Origin of the sequence: Thermobaculum terrenum ATCC BAA-798, from assembly GCF_000025005.1 — a bacterium.
Taxonomy (GTDB): Bacteria; Chloroflexota; Chloroflexia; order Thermobaculales; family Thermobaculaceae; genus Thermobaculum; species Thermobaculum terrenum.
On record NC_013526.1, the window covers coordinates 969,279 to 983,212 of the forward strand.

13 protein-coding genes and 1 pseudogene are annotated in these 13,934 nt (G+C 61.4%); 6 read left to right on the forward strand and 8 right to left on the reverse strand.

Annotated features, from left to right (window positions below):
- Window positions 1–7: 7 nt before the first annotated feature.
- Window positions 8–2,944, forward strand: coding sequence for a PA14 domain-containing protein (locus TTER_RS13965; protein WP_012876694.1), 2,937 nt, complete (start codon window positions 8–10; stop codon window positions 2,942–2,944).
- A gap of 342 nt (window positions 2,945–3,286) precedes the next feature.
- Here the strand turns inward: TTER_RS13965 and TTER_RS13970 are convergent, their stop codons facing one another.
- On the reverse strand, window positions 3,287–3,511 hold the full coding sequence (locus TTER_RS13970; RefSeq protein ID WP_041425341.1) for a hypothetical protein: 225 nt from the start codon (window positions 3,509–3,511) through the stop codon (window positions 3,287–3,289).
- Window positions 3,512–3,769: 258 nt separating this feature from the next.
- Window positions 3,770–3,901, reverse strand: coding sequence for a hypothetical protein (locus TTER_RS16235; RefSeq protein ID WP_012876697.1), 132 nt, complete (start codon window positions 3,899–3,901; stop codon window positions 3,770–3,772).
- A gap of 86 nt (window positions 3,902–3,987) precedes the next feature.
- Here TTER_RS16235 and TTER_RS13975 point away from each other — a divergent pair.
- Both TTER_RS13975 and TTER_RS13980 read left to right on the forward strand, forming a co-directional pair.
- Window positions 3,988–4,491: pseudogene (locus tag TTER_RS13975) on the forward strand (phosphotransferase); the annotation flags it as partial.
- Window positions 4,492–4,851: 360 nt separating this feature from the next.
- On the forward strand, window positions 4,852–5,154 hold the full coding sequence (locus TTER_RS13980; protein ID WP_041425343.1) for a divalent metal cation transporter: 303 nt from the start codon (window positions 4,852–4,854) through the stop codon (window positions 5,152–5,154).
- Window positions 5,155–5,393: 239 nt separating this feature from the next.
- Here the strand turns inward: TTER_RS13980 and TTER_RS13985 are convergent, their stop codons facing one another.
- The 3 genes from TTER_RS13985 to TTER_RS13995 all read right to left on the reverse strand — a co-directional run bounded on the left by TTER_RS13985 (window position 5,394) and on the right by TTER_RS13995 (window position 7,838).
- Entirely contained in the window at window positions 5,394–6,209 is an 816-nt protein-coding gene (locus tag TTER_RS13985) for a hypothetical protein (protein WP_012876699.1), read from the reverse strand.
- Between the two features lie 78 nt (window positions 6,210–6,287).
- A complete protein-coding gene (locus TTER_RS13990; RefSeq protein ID WP_169302707.1) occupies window positions 6,288–6,515 on the reverse strand; it encodes a hypothetical protein in 228 nt (75 codons plus the stop codon).
- Window positions 6,516–7,106: 591 nt separating this feature from the next.
- Window positions 7,107–7,838 carry a TetR/AcrR family transcriptional regulator gene (locus TTER_RS13995; protein WP_012876701.1) on the reverse strand — a complete coding sequence of 244 codons (732 nt, stop codon included), beginning with the start codon at window positions 7,836–7,838 and terminating at the stop codon, window positions 7,107–7,109.
- Between the two features lie 136 nt (window positions 7,839–7,974).
- Here TTER_RS13995 and TTER_RS14000 point away from each other — a divergent pair, with 136 nt between their 5' ends.
- Together TTER_RS14000 and TTER_RS14005 are read left to right on the forward strand one after the other, a co-directional pair.
- Window positions 7,975–8,349 (forward strand): hypothetical protein, encoded by a 375-nt coding sequence (locus TTER_RS14000; protein ID WP_012876702.1) that lies wholly within the window; start codon window positions 7,975–7,977, stop codon window positions 8,347–8,349.
- Window positions 8,346–9,236, forward strand: a complete 891-nt coding sequence (locus tag TTER_RS14005; protein ID WP_012876703.1) for a TIGR03560 family F420-dependent LLM class oxidoreductase — start codon at window positions 8,346–8,348, stop codon at window positions 9,234–9,236. The genes TTER_RS14000 and TTER_RS14005 overlap by 4 nt, the downstream gene beginning before the upstream one ends.
- A 40-nt stretch (window positions 9,237–9,276) precedes the next feature.
- On the opposite strand, the gene TTER_RS14010 is transcribed toward TTER_RS14005, so the two are convergent.
- Window positions 9,277–9,666 carry a bleomycin resistance protein gene (locus TTER_RS14010; protein WP_041425733.1) on the reverse strand — a complete coding sequence of 130 codons (390 nt, stop codon included), beginning with the start codon at window positions 9,664–9,666 and terminating at the stop codon, window positions 9,277–9,279.
- A gap of 163 nt (window positions 9,667–9,829) precedes the next feature.
- On the opposite strand from TTER_RS14010, the gene TTER_RS14015 reads away from it, so the two are divergent.
- Complete coding sequence (locus TTER_RS14015; RefSeq protein WP_012876705.1) at window positions 9,830–10,093, forward strand: CBU_0592 family membrane protein; 264 nt, start codon at window positions 9,830–9,832, stop codon at window positions 10,091–10,093.
- Between the two features lie 102 nt (window positions 10,094–10,195).
- Here TTER_RS14015 and TTER_RS14020 read toward each other — a convergent pair whose 3' ends face one another.
- A complete protein-coding gene (locus tag TTER_RS14020) occupies window positions 10,196–10,906 on the reverse strand; it encodes a hypothetical protein (protein ID WP_169302708.1) in 711 nt (236 codons plus the stop codon).
- Window positions 10,907–11,002: 96 nt separating this feature from the next.
- Window positions 11,003–13,819, reverse strand: coding sequence for a malectin domain-containing carbohydrate-binding protein (locus TTER_RS14025; protein ID WP_012876707.1), 2,817 nt, complete (start codon window positions 13,817–13,819; stop codon window positions 11,003–11,005).
- Between the last annotated feature and the right edge of the window lie 115 nt (window positions 13,820–13,934).

The window sequence follows — 13,934 nt, forward strand, 5'->3', positions numbered from 1 at the left end:
CGCCGAAGTGCAACGCACAAGATCCCTGTGGTGGATGCTCATCGCCGTGATGCTGGCGCTCGCCAGCGCTTACATAGCTGGGGGCGGGAGCGGCACGCTGTCCGCCACGACCTACGTGCTGCTCTTCAGCTCCAGCAGCGATAGATCCAACGCACAACCGCTGCAGGGACAGAGCGTGTACGGGAACACATACATCTTCACGTCCCCGAGCGATGGGGTCTCCACGGTCAGCTTCTACATAGATGACCCCGACGCTCTCGGGACACCCTATCGAGTAGAGAAGACCGCGCCCTACGACCTCAACGGGGGAACGGTATCCACCGCCTCTCCCTACAACACGACGCTGCTTGCCGACGGGCAGCACTCCGTTACCGCCCTCATCAAGCTCAGCAACGGCAGCACCCAGAAGATCACAGCGACCTTCAACGTGATAAACTCCGCCCCACAGCTGCAGTTCGACAGGAGCGCCGTCGTCTGGTCCGTGGGCAGTGGCGGCACGGCAACACAGCAGGTAGCCCTCACAGGTGGGAACCCACCGGCCAGCTACACGCTATCCTATGATGCCTTCTGGCTTAGCCTCCAGCCGACCACTGGCACGACTCTGGCAACTATCTCCCTGGCGGCCAACACGCAAGGGCTGCAGCCAGGCATATATACGTCCACGGTACTAGCAACTGCCCCAAACTATAAACCCGCGTCCCTTAGGGTAACCATTACAGTAGGGGAGCAGATACACCTCTCCTGGATGGGTGATCCCTCCAGAACTATGACGATTGTATGGCGCACCTTCGACACGTCCATACCCTCGCTGGTGCAGTACAGGCAGGCCGGAACCACCACCTGGCAGCAAGCCTCCGGATCGCTCCGTACCTCAGGGACACGCGGCACCCTGCACGAGGTAACGCTATCCTTGCTCACGCCTTCGACGAGCTACGAATACAGGGTAATGCTGGACGGCTCCACCTGGAGCGAGACCTACACCACCCACACTGCCCCACTCAGGGGACCAGCGGACCTGGACGTGATCTACGTTGCCGATACCGGGCTGATAGGCAGGGAGGATGGGCTCGCCAGCGGCACGCAGCAGGTAATAGACGAGATAGCGAGGATGCATCCCGACGTGGTATTGCTTGGTGGTGACTACGCTTACTACAGCACTGACAATAGGTTCGGCTCCCTGGATAATTCCATAGATGCATGGTTCAATCAGATGCAGCGCATAGGCGCCAAGATACCAATGATGCCCACTTATGGCAACCATGAGACCCTCCTGGGGGAGGGTTACTCCTACTGGGCTGCCAGGTTCGCTACCCCAAACGGCTACAGCAACAGGCAGAACTACTCCTTCGATATAGGGGACGTACATTTCGTGTCGATATACGCGGTCGAGAACTCTAATGGGCTGTCCGACGGGCAGCTGCAGTGGATCGAACAGGATATCCTGGCAGCAAAGGCCGCGGGGCAGAGGTGGATCGTGCCGTTCTACCACGTATCGCCCTTCGCCGATGGGCGCAACCACCCCTCGAACCTCGCACTGAGAGCACAGTTGGGACCACTGTTCGAGAGGCTAGTAGTCAAGATCGCCGTGAGCTCGCACGACCAGGCCTACGAGCGGACCTACCCTTTGGTCGATGTTCCAAATTCGAACACCCCGACGTCCATGGCCAAGGATTGCTACACGATGTCGGATGGCGTGACCTGGGTGAAATCCAGCCCCGGAGGCAAGGAGAGCAACAAGAACGGCTCCTTCTCCCAGTTCGGCACCAACCCTCCGCCGTCGTGGACAGCCTACCGCGACAACACGATGCACCACTTCCTGCGAATACGCTTCTCGGCAGACGGTACCATGAGGGTCGAAGGCTACGGCGTAAGGGGTGATGGCAGCCCACCAGTCCTGCAGGACAGCTTTATGTACACAACTGGTAGCTGCGGCAGCGCAGGGCCCGAGACGACGATCACGGCTGGGCCAACAGGGCTGACCAACCAGACTTCGGCCACATTCCAGTTCACATCCTCCGAGGACAACTCCTCCTTCCTGTGCTCCCTGGATGGCTCGGCCTTCTCCCCCTGCTCATCCCCTGTGGCTTACTCTGGCCTGCAGGATGGCAGCCACACCTTCCAGGTCAAGGCAGTGGACCAGGCAGGCAATCAGGATCCATCTCCCGCCTCCAGGTCCTGGACCATCGATGCTACCCCTCCCACCATCACGGGTACCACGCCTGTCAACGGAGCCAACGAAGTGCCCACGAACACGAAGGTCTCTATCGCCCTCTCCGAGAGGGCAGATCCCGCGAGCATAAATGGCAGCACGTTCTACCTGATGAAATCGGGAAGCAGCCTGCCCGTTCCCGCCCAAGTGAGCTACGACGATGCCCTCAAGATCGCCGCCCTGCAGCCAGATGCGCCGCTGGAAGCCGGCAGCACCTATACAGCCAGGGCCACGGGCGACATCAGGGACCTGGCGGGCAACAGGCTGGGTGCCGACTATTCGTGGGCTTTCACGGTGTCCTCGAATCCTTCCGCTGGTGGACTGCTTGGCGAGTACTTCAACAACAGCGACCTGACCGATCTGGTACTGACGCGGGTGGACCCTGTGGTGGACTTCAACTGGGACTATGGCTCGCCAGACCCCTCCATAGACCCTGATACTTACTCCGTGCGCTGGACGGGCATGGTGAAGGCCGATCGTTCAGAAACCTACACCTTCTACACTCGGAGCAACGACGGCGTCAGGCTGTGGGTGAACGGCAAGCTGCTGGTCAACAACTGGACGAACCACGCCGAGACGGAGAACAAGGGGAGCATCAGCCTCACTGCGGGCACCTGGTACCAGATCAGGCTGGAGTACTACGAGGGCACAGGGAGATCGATCATCAGGCTGCTGTACTCCTCACCGAGCACGCCCAAGCAGATCATCCCGAGCGACCACCTGAGAACACCGTGATTAGCCACTAAGCCGGGACGATTCTTGGGAGTAACTCCAGGATTTACGTGCAGGTACAGGCCTTGAGGTTGGGCATACACCACCAGCCAGCGGTCAAATCCTTCGGGCACAAGTCCATTCCGTCTCTGATGTTCAATGCACAGGGATCAGCAGGGCAGGAAGCTAGCAGGCGTTCGGACAGCATGGATAGCCCTCACCCTGTGCTGTGATCGGGGGACATGCAACGGACCATAGAGGAGCTCCCTGTGGCCCAACAGGTAACTACGATCTGCCCACCCGGACTTCAGCAGCGCCGGGGTGGGCAGATTCGGCATAGGGTTACTGGGCAAGGTGGTGAGTTCTCTACTTGCCGGAAGGATTGCAGAGGCTGTAGCCGTGGTGCTCTCCCGGTATGTGGCCACCGGCGCCAAGCATGCCCTCGTGTGCAAGCGGCACGATGTGAGCCATCGCGTAATCCGAGTGGCCCGGAGCGCCTATATCCGTGCACGGCCCCTGTGCCGCAGCGGGGCGAGCGCCACCAAGGGCTGCCACTACCAACATGGCGATAATGACTAGGTAAACCTTCATCATGGCAACTCCTACCTTGAATTGCATAGAGTATACGATAAGTCAACATCGAATGGGTTTAGAATTCGTTATGAACTCTCTACCCGATCCGATAAAGGAGCGGTAGGGCCGTTCCGCCCAGTGCCATATGCTACTCAAGCGTCGCCAGCAGGCTGCTGGGTCACCGCCTTCCAGTCAGGAACGCTGCACAGGAGCTCAGTAGAACTCCTGCCAACAGTCACGAGGGTGAGCTCTGCGCGCCCCAATCAGAGCCTCCTATCAGGTGTTCACCTGTGATGCTACAATGACGCCATGATCACCCACCCGTTCTTTGATGATCTTCTGGCGCATTCCGATGACGAACTGGTCACGCTCATAGGCAGTAGCATCACCGAGCGCACGACCATTCATGAGTGGCCCCTCTCCTGGGTACAGCGCCTGATCCTTGAGGATGGGATGCGGCTGCTCTACAAGTCCCAGCTGCCTCCCACCGTCGAGCCAGAGTTTTACGCTCGCACGTCTCTCCTCTGCTCCCTGCCTGCCGGATGCTGGGCACCCTGCGCGGGTGCACGACCATCGTCATCGAATGGATCGATGCCCCATTGCTGGGCGATGTAGCCAGCAGCGAGCCCGAGCTCGTCGAGCATGGCAGGCGCCTGGTCGAGCAGATAGGCCAGATCAAGGGTGACCTGCCGGTATACCTGGATATAGGCTCTCCCGACCGCTGGCAGGTCGTGGCGGAGGGCACCCTCCGAGACCTCGATCGACTCGTGGCCGCGGGACGGTTCTCCAGGGTGGATACAGAGGCCGTAAACGCCCTGCGCGCTTGGGCCGAGAGCTCTGTCGTGCTGGCTACCGTCAGCGATGAGCCTCGCGTGGTTCACGGAGACCTGGACGGAGAGCAGGTGTTCGTCACTCCCATCGGCTATCGGGTCGTGGACTGGCAGCGCCCAGTAGTTGCTCCTGCCGACGTTGACCTGGTCGCGCTCCTGACAGGGTAAGGCATAGATGCCCGTCCCTATGTAGATAGGACCACCATAGGCATCTTCTGGTTCCTGCGGCTGCACTGGGCGGTGGAGGCACAATGCCGGATCTTTCCAGACTTCCAGGGACCAATATTCGATCAGTGGGCTGCCGAGGCCACGCAACACATTCTCGGGCGAGCGTAGGGGCATGGTCCCGTATCGTCTACCCCCTCATCAGTCCTTCCCGCATGTAGGGGATACTCTCACCCCCTGCCCTCTCCCAGATAGCGGGAGAGGGCAGACTGAGCAGTCTTTGCGCCATCTGCCGCCGATTTAGCCTCAGCACCTCCCCCCGTCCACTACAGGGGCATCTCCAGGACGTTCCAGGAGGCTCCCGTGTTCCATGGCCTGTTCACTGCGCTGCTGGTCGTGGGGGTGATCGTGGCACTCGTTCCTGGGCTGAACGTGATAGGCCTGCTCGTGTTCACACAGGTGCTCAACGGCCTGCTCCTGCCCGTGGTGCTCGTCTCCCTGCCCAGACTGGTCAACAATCGCCACGTGATGGGGGGAGTACGTGAACGGCACCTTCTACAACCTCCTGGCCTGGGCTACGGTTTTCTTCGTGATCCTCCTATCCTGTGCCTACCTGCTGATCACCCTCCTGGGAGCCTTCGGCATCTCCGTATAAGTCAGGGATAACAGGTGGCCATGCATGCCCAAGCTTCATAACAGCCCTAGGCGCGAACTCGTGCCCCATGGCTCATCAGGTCTACGCCTCCCTGCCGCCGAGGTAGAGGGTATGCTGCCAGGTGCCGCCCACGTCGTAGCGCTCCTGGAGGCTGCCACCACCCGCTCTATGGGCTCCACCAGCCTGATGTCATCGTGCGACCAGTCCTATGCTGGGAGGGTATCGGGGCCGCGGGGGTTGGCGGGAGTTGCTAGCGCTGGACGCGCAAGGTCGCCTCTGGCGTGCCTGTATGGGGGTATTCAAAGCAGCAGCCGTACACTGCTCCAGCCGGCAGGTCGAGATAAGAGTTGCCGTCCTGCACCCACCTGAAGATCTTCTCCTCCTTGCAATCCACCAGGCCCTTCCCGGCAGAGGAGTTCCCTTTGAGCTTGAGGTCGTTGGCCGTGCGGGTGAGATCGTAGGTAATCGCCACGGATGGCTGCCTTTTCATAATAGAGTGCGTAATGGCAAGGTAGTGCAGATGCATCTCCTCCTTGCGCTCATGCCTGTGCTCGAGGTAGGCGACTACCTTGCTGGCATCGCGGGGGTTGATCTCCGTGGCCTGCTTGCCTCTGCTCCTTCCGGTCTCAACTATCCCTACTACCACATAGGTCTCCAGGCCCCGCAGGTCCAGGAACCGCCGTATCCCCGCCTGATTGCCGGTATTGACGGCGTCGAGAAAGCCGGTGACCGTGTGCACGATTCGCTCCGGGCCGCATTGCGGTGGGAGCGAACCATCCCCTGCAGGGGGCAAAACCATCCTCACCCTCTGTATCTGGCGGGTCCTTGCCTGACTTTCCTGGGTAGCGGATGCGGTCACCGTGCCCTCGGCAGGGAGATAAGAGGTTGGGGTAGCTGCCGGGACAGGCTGGGGACTGATTGAAGCGGTGGGGGACGGGGTGAGCGGCGTGGTCTTCCCGGTGGTGACGGGAGATCCTCGGCAGGCGGCCAGCAGGCACACAACAAGGACGAGGAGACGTAACACACCACCGATGGGACGATCGCGCGACGTGTTGGTCACTCGCATTCCCTCAGCTCCCTCAGCTATGCTGCCAGAGCAGCCATAATGCCAGCAACATTATCAAGCTGCATCCACTGGTCAGTTTTAGGACGTGCGTGCGTGATAGTATGTAATGTATTCCTCGATCCAGGCATCTACCTGCCAAGCGTTCGCATCAAGTATGGCTGGTAGTGCTGTGGCGAGCACGGCAAGCGATCTGGCTGTCCCGTAGGTCCCAAGAACCAGGAGGCCGTCTGAAGACGTGCTATAGAGCAGCAGCCATGCTATCAGGACCGGAAACGTTGCGAACAGAACCCGTGTAGTAACTCCCAACCCCAACACAGCCCCATATAATCCCGCGGCGAGGCGGTGATCTAACTTAACCCACCATAATCTTGGGCACGCTCCTGGGAGCCTCAGGCAGCCGGAAGTTAATCCACGCGAATTCTCGAAAGGACATAAAGAAGATACAACGCGGCGACTGGAAGAGTATAGTGGATCGAATCAGCCCAGGAGTATCTGTGAGCAGGCGGTGTATACGTCGAAAACGCCACCATATGTAGGGGGCAAGCCACACATGTTTGAGCTCGATATGTGTCAGTACGCATGTTAACTGACACATGTTGGCCCTCCGCTGCAGTAACCAGTTGCTTACCTAATCCTGTGCGTCGGCCCGCAATATAACTGGGCATTCTAAGTATATATCTACCCCCCACTTGTCAATACCTGTACTCAAAAGACGCTTATAACAAACAGTTGCTGGCCACCTTACTACAGATCTACCACGGGAATGAACGCAGTGTATATTAGCGGTGATTTCGCCGGATGTAAGGTGTGGTAGCTCACTAATTCCTGCACTTTAGTGTTGGGAACAGGACAATGAGGTCATAACTCCTGCCTTTCATTCTAGTCTACTGGGGAGCGCTATTGCTGTTGACGATGGGGGTGTTCGATCTCCGGGGAGGTGCGCGATGCGTCGGAAGGCAGAGAGCGCAGATCCTCCAATGTCATAGTGGGGCCTGCCAGAGGGCGGTTGGCGTTGATAGCTCGCAGACCTTCGATACATAGCTCTAGGTGTCGGTGGGCAAGGGCGTTGTCCAGCTCGCGTGGAAAGGGGCTAGGCATAGGGCGGCTCATGCGGATGAGCAACAGGCCGATGTCTCCAAAGGTGACGTCCCTGCGCAGCGATCCCTCCTCCCAGGCTGCAGTCAGCAGTTGCTGGGCGGCTTCCGCCGACCGTGATGCCGCTGACTGCATCTCACCATCCATAGGCATCGCACCCATTAGGGAAGGCATTACCGCACCAACGCGTAGGTCGACCGCGCGATGCATGTAGCGCGAGAGGGCATCAAAGGCGTTGACCTCTTCGGCCAGAGCTCGATCAGCCTCATCGATCAGGCGGGCCCAGGTGTCCATGGCAACCGCGCGCAACAGCGACTGGCGGTCCGGAAACCTCCGGTAGAGAGTACCTGCCCCTACCCCAGCACGTCGCACCACCTCATCCAGTGGTGCATAAGGCCCTAGCTCGGCAAACACCTCCCTCGCCGCATCGAGGATGCGCTCCAGGTTGCGGCGCGCATCCGCGCGCAACCTGCGAGCACGCTCCCAAGTCCCCGCGGGTTCGGCCCTGTGGCCCCTATGAGATTCGCCGCTCATTCCTACCTCCATGGATACCTAACATCTCCAGCAACATAGCACAATACTCAGCGGATTCACAGGCCATAAATGGAGAAAATTTATCCGTTTATATGGTATAATGCTCCACACCAAGATGCAAAGGAGGGACCTATCATTGAGGAAGAGGATCCGGAGGTTCCTACTAGTCGAGGGGGTGAGCTTCCTGCTTGCCGCGCTCGTCCACTTCGGGGCGATATTTCCAGGCTACGAGCATCCAAGAGCCCCCGTTGCCGAGAGCATAATAGGCGCCGTGCTCCTGCTCGGGCTATTGATCACCTGGCTCCAACCTGCGCTAGCTCGGCAGGCAGCGATCGCTGCCCAGGGTTTTGCGCTACTCGGGACGCTTATCGGCATGTCCATGATCGCCATGGGTGTGGGCCCACGCACCGTACCGGATGTGGCCTATCACGTAGCGATTCTGGTCGTGCTAGCCTGGGGGCTAGGTTTGGCCTTGCGGGCCAGAGACAACAGTCTGGAGGTCTCGCCATGAAGCTGGGGCTACACATACCAGCAACCGATTGGGAGGGAGGGGCTGCCCAACTGGGATCGAGGCTGGCGGAGATAGTGGCAGCGGCGGAGGCCGCCGGCTTTGAAGCCATCAGCGTATCGGATCACGTGTGGGGCAGCCAATATACCGGTGGCATCGAGGCCAGCCAGATCGAGGCCTACACCACGCTTGGGTTCATCGCCGCCCATACACACCGCGTGCGGCTCCTGACCCTGGTGACTGCTGCTACGTACAGGCATCCTGGCTTGCTCGCCAAGATGGTGACGACGCTCGACGTGCTCTCAGGAGGGAGGGCCATGCTTGGTATAGGCGTGGGGAACTATCCACAGGAGGCTTTGGGGTTGGGACTGCCCTTCCCATCTCTCCCCGAGCGGTTCGAGCTGCTGGAGGAGACTGTGCAGGTGTGCCTGAGGATGTGGGAGGGCGAGCGCGGTGACGGGAGGCCCTTCCAGGGCAGGCACGTGCAGCTCGGGCGCGCCATCAACGCACCGCAGAGCCTCAGCAGGCCCCACCCACCGATCATGATTGCTGGCGGTGGGGAACGGAGGACGCTGCCCCTCGTTGCCAGGTACGCCGATGCCTGCAACCTGCCGCCATCCCCTGATGTCCCCCGCAAGCTGGACCTGCTGCGCCGCCTCTGCGAGCGGGAAGGGCGGGACTACAGCGCGATCGAGAAGACAGCTCCCTTCCGGTTCGACGTCGGCCCAGATGGCTCAAAGGTAGACGAGCTGCTGGCTCAGCTTCGCTGGCTGGCCGGCATGGGGATCGAGATGGTGTTCGGTTGGGTCGTAGGGGTGGATCGGATCAGGCCGATCGAGATCATGGGGCGCGAGGTGATACCCGCTGCTGCAGAGATGGGGGCGGGGTGACCTGACGCGATCGCTGCGATCGACGCGCAAGCAGCTGCGCTTATCGACGCTCGAAGAAGGTCAGGAGGTTGTTATCTGGGTCGAGCACCGCGAACTCGCGCGTCCCCCAGGGCTTGTCTTCGAGACGGCCGTTGGGGTGCACGACGCCCAGAGGTAGCAGGCGATCATAGAGCGCATCGACCCCTGTTACCTCGACCCTGCAGCTGGCCGTCCCGGCGATGAACGACTCCGCGCCCGACAGGACTGGGTAGCCGTCGGTGCGAGCTCGCCAGCTCTCGTCGGTGGCAGCCCACAGATGTATCTCGACGTCGCCCCATCGCAGTATGGCAAACCCCTCCTCGGAGTGAGGGCATGCAAAGCCCAGCACATCGCGGTAAAAGGACACGCTGGGCTCAACGGCCCTGACGGGCAGGGCTGGAACGGCTCTCAAGGCTCCTACGACAGCTTCCAAGTAATCTCCTCCTCCCTGGCACATTGGCCATCATGCTAACCTACCAGCTGGTATTATGGGGGTTGTGGTGATCGATTATCAACGTCTATCCGATCGGCTGTCATCAATGCTGCATCCGAGGCATCGACGATAAGGAGGCATCATGCTGCAGGTCGTTTCCGTGGTCGGCGCCGTAGCTATACTCCTGGCCTTTGCCGCCAACCAGTTCCGGTGGCTGGACAGGACGAGCGTCGCCTATCAGGGGCTCAACCTCCTGGGATCTCTGCTGCTCACGGTCGTGGCCGTGGCCGAGAGGCAGTACGGCTTCATCCTGCTGGAGGGGGTGTGGGCGATCGTGAGCCTGTGGGGCTTGATTACGCTGTCGACGGGCCGCTCCTCTCAGGCGGGCGGACGGGCTGACGGATAACACGCTCGCTGTCAGGCATGATCCTTCAGCATCACCCACAGGGAGCTGGGAGGCGTCGCCCCAGGCACCGAGGCGACTGCCTCAGATCCATCGCAGGGCGCTCTAGCGCTTGGCCTCCCTGATAAACTCGGCCATCTCCGAGAGGGGCAGCCTGTGGTCGGGCGACACCGCCTCCCCTCCTTCCACTTGATATTTACCCAAGGCCCCCCAGAGCACGATGTAGTGCCCGGGACCTACGTCCCTCGTCATCGGGTTTTCATCTTGCGCAAGCAACAACACCACCCTCTCTCCAGCCCGCAGATCGGGCCCCTCAGCGGACAGCATCCTATCGCCGCCCACCTGCCCACCGCTGACGCGCACCCTCACGGTTGCGGCGGACTCCTGCCCATAGAGCACACTCTCGACCCTCACCGGATAGTCGGTGAAGATGGTGTACTGCCCGGCAGGCAAATCCTGTACGCTTGCTATCCCATTCGGGAACTGGCCGTCAGGGGTGTTCCATCTGCTGGCGTAGGGCTCTCCCACCACTCCCAGGACGATCAGATCCGCAAGGGCCACCCTCTCCTCGGGGGTGGAGGCAGCAAGGGAGCCGGACTGATATATCGTCGCTGGCTGCCGGGTGCCTTCGCCCCTGGAGTACAGATCTCTGGCAGCCAACATCGCCAGAGCAGCCAGCACCACCGCCAGAGCCAGGAGGAGCCACGCGCGCCACGACACTCGCCTTAGGCCCAAATGATGGGATGCTTCGATAGCTCTCGGGTTGACCCTCATCTCTCCACCTCGACGCCCACCATGCCTGGCTCTACCTGCCAAACCCGTACTTGTCGTTCCGTCAAGTGGATTGTGACACCGTTCCACTTATTGTCAAGCAGCCCCCTGGTAGCACCCTCGAGGCCGGTTATACCCTAGCTACCGCTTCTCCAGGGCGCCTATATCGGGCGCACTTCCCAGATAGGTCCTGCCCCGCAGGTCAGAGATGTTGGGGACGGGAACCCCGGCGTCGACCAGGGGGGAATCATCCGGGAGAGAGAGGTCGCCCCTTGGGGCTCCCGGGATGTCTGGCAGCTGGATGAAGCTGCCCGAGAGGTTGGTGTGTTCCCCCTGACCGCTGTCCCGCCTGTAGGCGCCCACATCCTTCGTGTACCGGTTGCCTCCGTACCCCAGCCCCCGAGTGGTATCGGTGGTCGCGAAGTAGTCGTAGTCCTCGTTCCACTTCCCGGTCTGCTCATGCTCTCCGTAGTACTCGTCCGGCGACCAGATCGCTCCCAATGCATCCTTGTGAGGGCTCTCGCTACCGGCATCTATCCTGATCACCCTGCCGCCCTCACCGATAGCTTCCAGACCCGACAGGAGGGCGTTGTCCACCAGGCTCTTGAAAGTTATGTCGAGCGACTTATCCTTCACCTCGGTCTCAAAGCTGCGGTCGACTGCCGTCAGGGGTCCCGCTACCTGCGCTATGTCGAAGCGGTGCAGCACCCGTTCCCCTTCCAGGTACACGTCGAAGAGCCTCTGCCCGGGCTCTGAGTGGAAGGTCTCGGCGAACTTCAGCACCACCTTGTACTCGCCGTTGGGCACTGGGATGTGGTAGTCGAAATCCCCGTACCTCCCTTGCTGATAGATCTCGTCGTCCCGCGTGCCCTTGATATCGCTCGTGGTGCCCTTGGTGATCTTGCCCGCCATGGAGGTGCTGGAGTTGCCGGGCGCCGAGAAGGCGTACCTGGTGGCCACGAACAGGTTGTTGCGCAGCCAGAAGTGCTCCTGGCTGCCCCCGCCGCTTCCGAACTGGGCCCCACCGTTGGCCTCCGGCCTGTTCGTCCAAAAGGTGTTGTGCACCACGTATATCAGGCCCGGACCGGAGCTGGTGCCGGAGTACTTGAACCCCGTGACGCCGACCCCCTTGTTGCCGGTGAGGTCGGCCCCCACGCCATCGTTGCCCAGCTGCCACACCTGGTTACGGAAGAAGTAGGCCGGGCCATCGCTCAGCGGAGCTGTGGAGAGCGCCACCGAGGCGTGCTCTATCCTGTTGCGCCAAGCCTTGAAGTTGATGGATGGCCCGTCGATCTCGATCGCATCGTCCGCTATCTGGGAGATGAGGTTATCGTGGACGTCCTGGTTGTAGCCGGCGTAGCGGTCGTAGTCCTTCTGGTAGCCGGGGGAGACGCCGTTAAAGTAGCCCCTGATGGTGTTGTACCGGACGACCAGGGCATTGGCGCCACCCCTCCCCCACACGGCGGTCGTCTCGGCCTCGGCCCCTATCCTGCTCCAACTACTCTTGCCGTCCCTGAGCAGCAGGGCCCCCTTGATGAAGGGCCAGGGGATGGCGGGCATCGAGGGATCGTCGGACCAGGTGCCCTGGTCCTCGAAGAGGTTACGCTCGACCACGTGGTGAGTGGGATACCTGTAGCGAGGCTTCTGAGCCGCTCGGTAGACCACGCTGGCGCCCTGGAACAGGTTGTGATCCACCATGCCGTGGTCGGCGTTGGGGTCGAACACCACATCGGAGAGCCTGACCTCGAACCCTGACAGGTGCACGTTGTCGGCATCGAACACCGTGTCGCCATTGAGCTCGCCCGTGGAGCCCTTGAGCCACACATACTGCGTGTTAGGGTCCACGTCGCCGGGCAACCGCAGGTAGACGTCACTCCCGAAGGCCGCGAACCCGTAGTTGTAAGAGCGGTTGGTGTAGAGGATCTCCGTCCAGCCCTCAGGAGCCTCCATCGTGAAGCCCTCGGAGGCGCCGTCCTTGATATCCCACTTGGCCACCCGGCGCAGGGGGGAGTCGCGCGAGGGGGCAAAGGCCATCTGGACCACGCCCTCCACCGGCGCGCCCTTCCAGGCCCATATGGAGAATGACTGCCCGGTCGCGGGGCCTTTAAGGGTCACTCTGCGCCAGGGGGCCTCATGCTCACCCCCGCTCCCTCGGGGGAAGGCTATCACCGCGGGCTCTATGATCGCGCGCTTGCCCTCGTTGATCGGATTGCGGTCATCGTCCACCGCGGGATACTGCGCCACAAGCGTCAGGGGCTTGTCCCTCTCCACAGCCGGAGGGGCGTACGATCCGGGCCCCACCTGCACCACAGCTCCTGGTGGGGCGTCCTCGAAGGCCTTCTCCAGGGTGCGCCAGGCGGAGGTGGGCGATCGGCCATCGGCCTCGTCGCTGCCGTCGGCGCGCACGAAGTAGGTCGGCCTGAGGTCCGCGGGCGCAGGGTTGTCCTCCGGCCAGGTGGTCACCTCCTGAGAGACGACCGCCCGCCCCACCACCCCGTCGGGGTCCTCCACGGAAGCCTTGATCTCGTACTTGGTCCCGGGGGCCAGCAGGAGGATGGATCCATAGAAAGCCTCACCCTGCACGCGCCAGGGGGGCAGGGCATCCCGCCAAGGCGAGTCGCCGCTCCGGAACTGCAGCTGCACACGCGCGTTGCCGTCGGCATCCCCATCAAAAGGCAGCTCCACCGCCACGCTGTTGTAGGTGGGCTGGAGCCTCATCCCCTGCAACCGGATGGAGCCTGTGGAGCTGCTAGATGAAGGCCCCCCGGAGGGTGTGGGGGTGGGCAGAGGCTGGGCAGCGGTCGGGGTAGCTGCCGCCTGCGTGCTCGCCCGTACCGTGGGCGTGGGGCGGCTGCGAGGTTCCCCGTGCCTGCCCAGCGAACATCCCGTCAGGGCCAATACAAGGCCCAGCACCAGGATCGCGAGCAAGCGGAACCCTCGTGGGCGATAGTAGCTCAAACATCGACCTCCTAGCTTTTGACCGCCTCCATCTCCCGATTGTACCTTGGGGGCGTGTCCCCGATGTTGATTTTGGGGATAGGGAAGGTTGAGCGAAGGTGGCACCCGGGCGAGC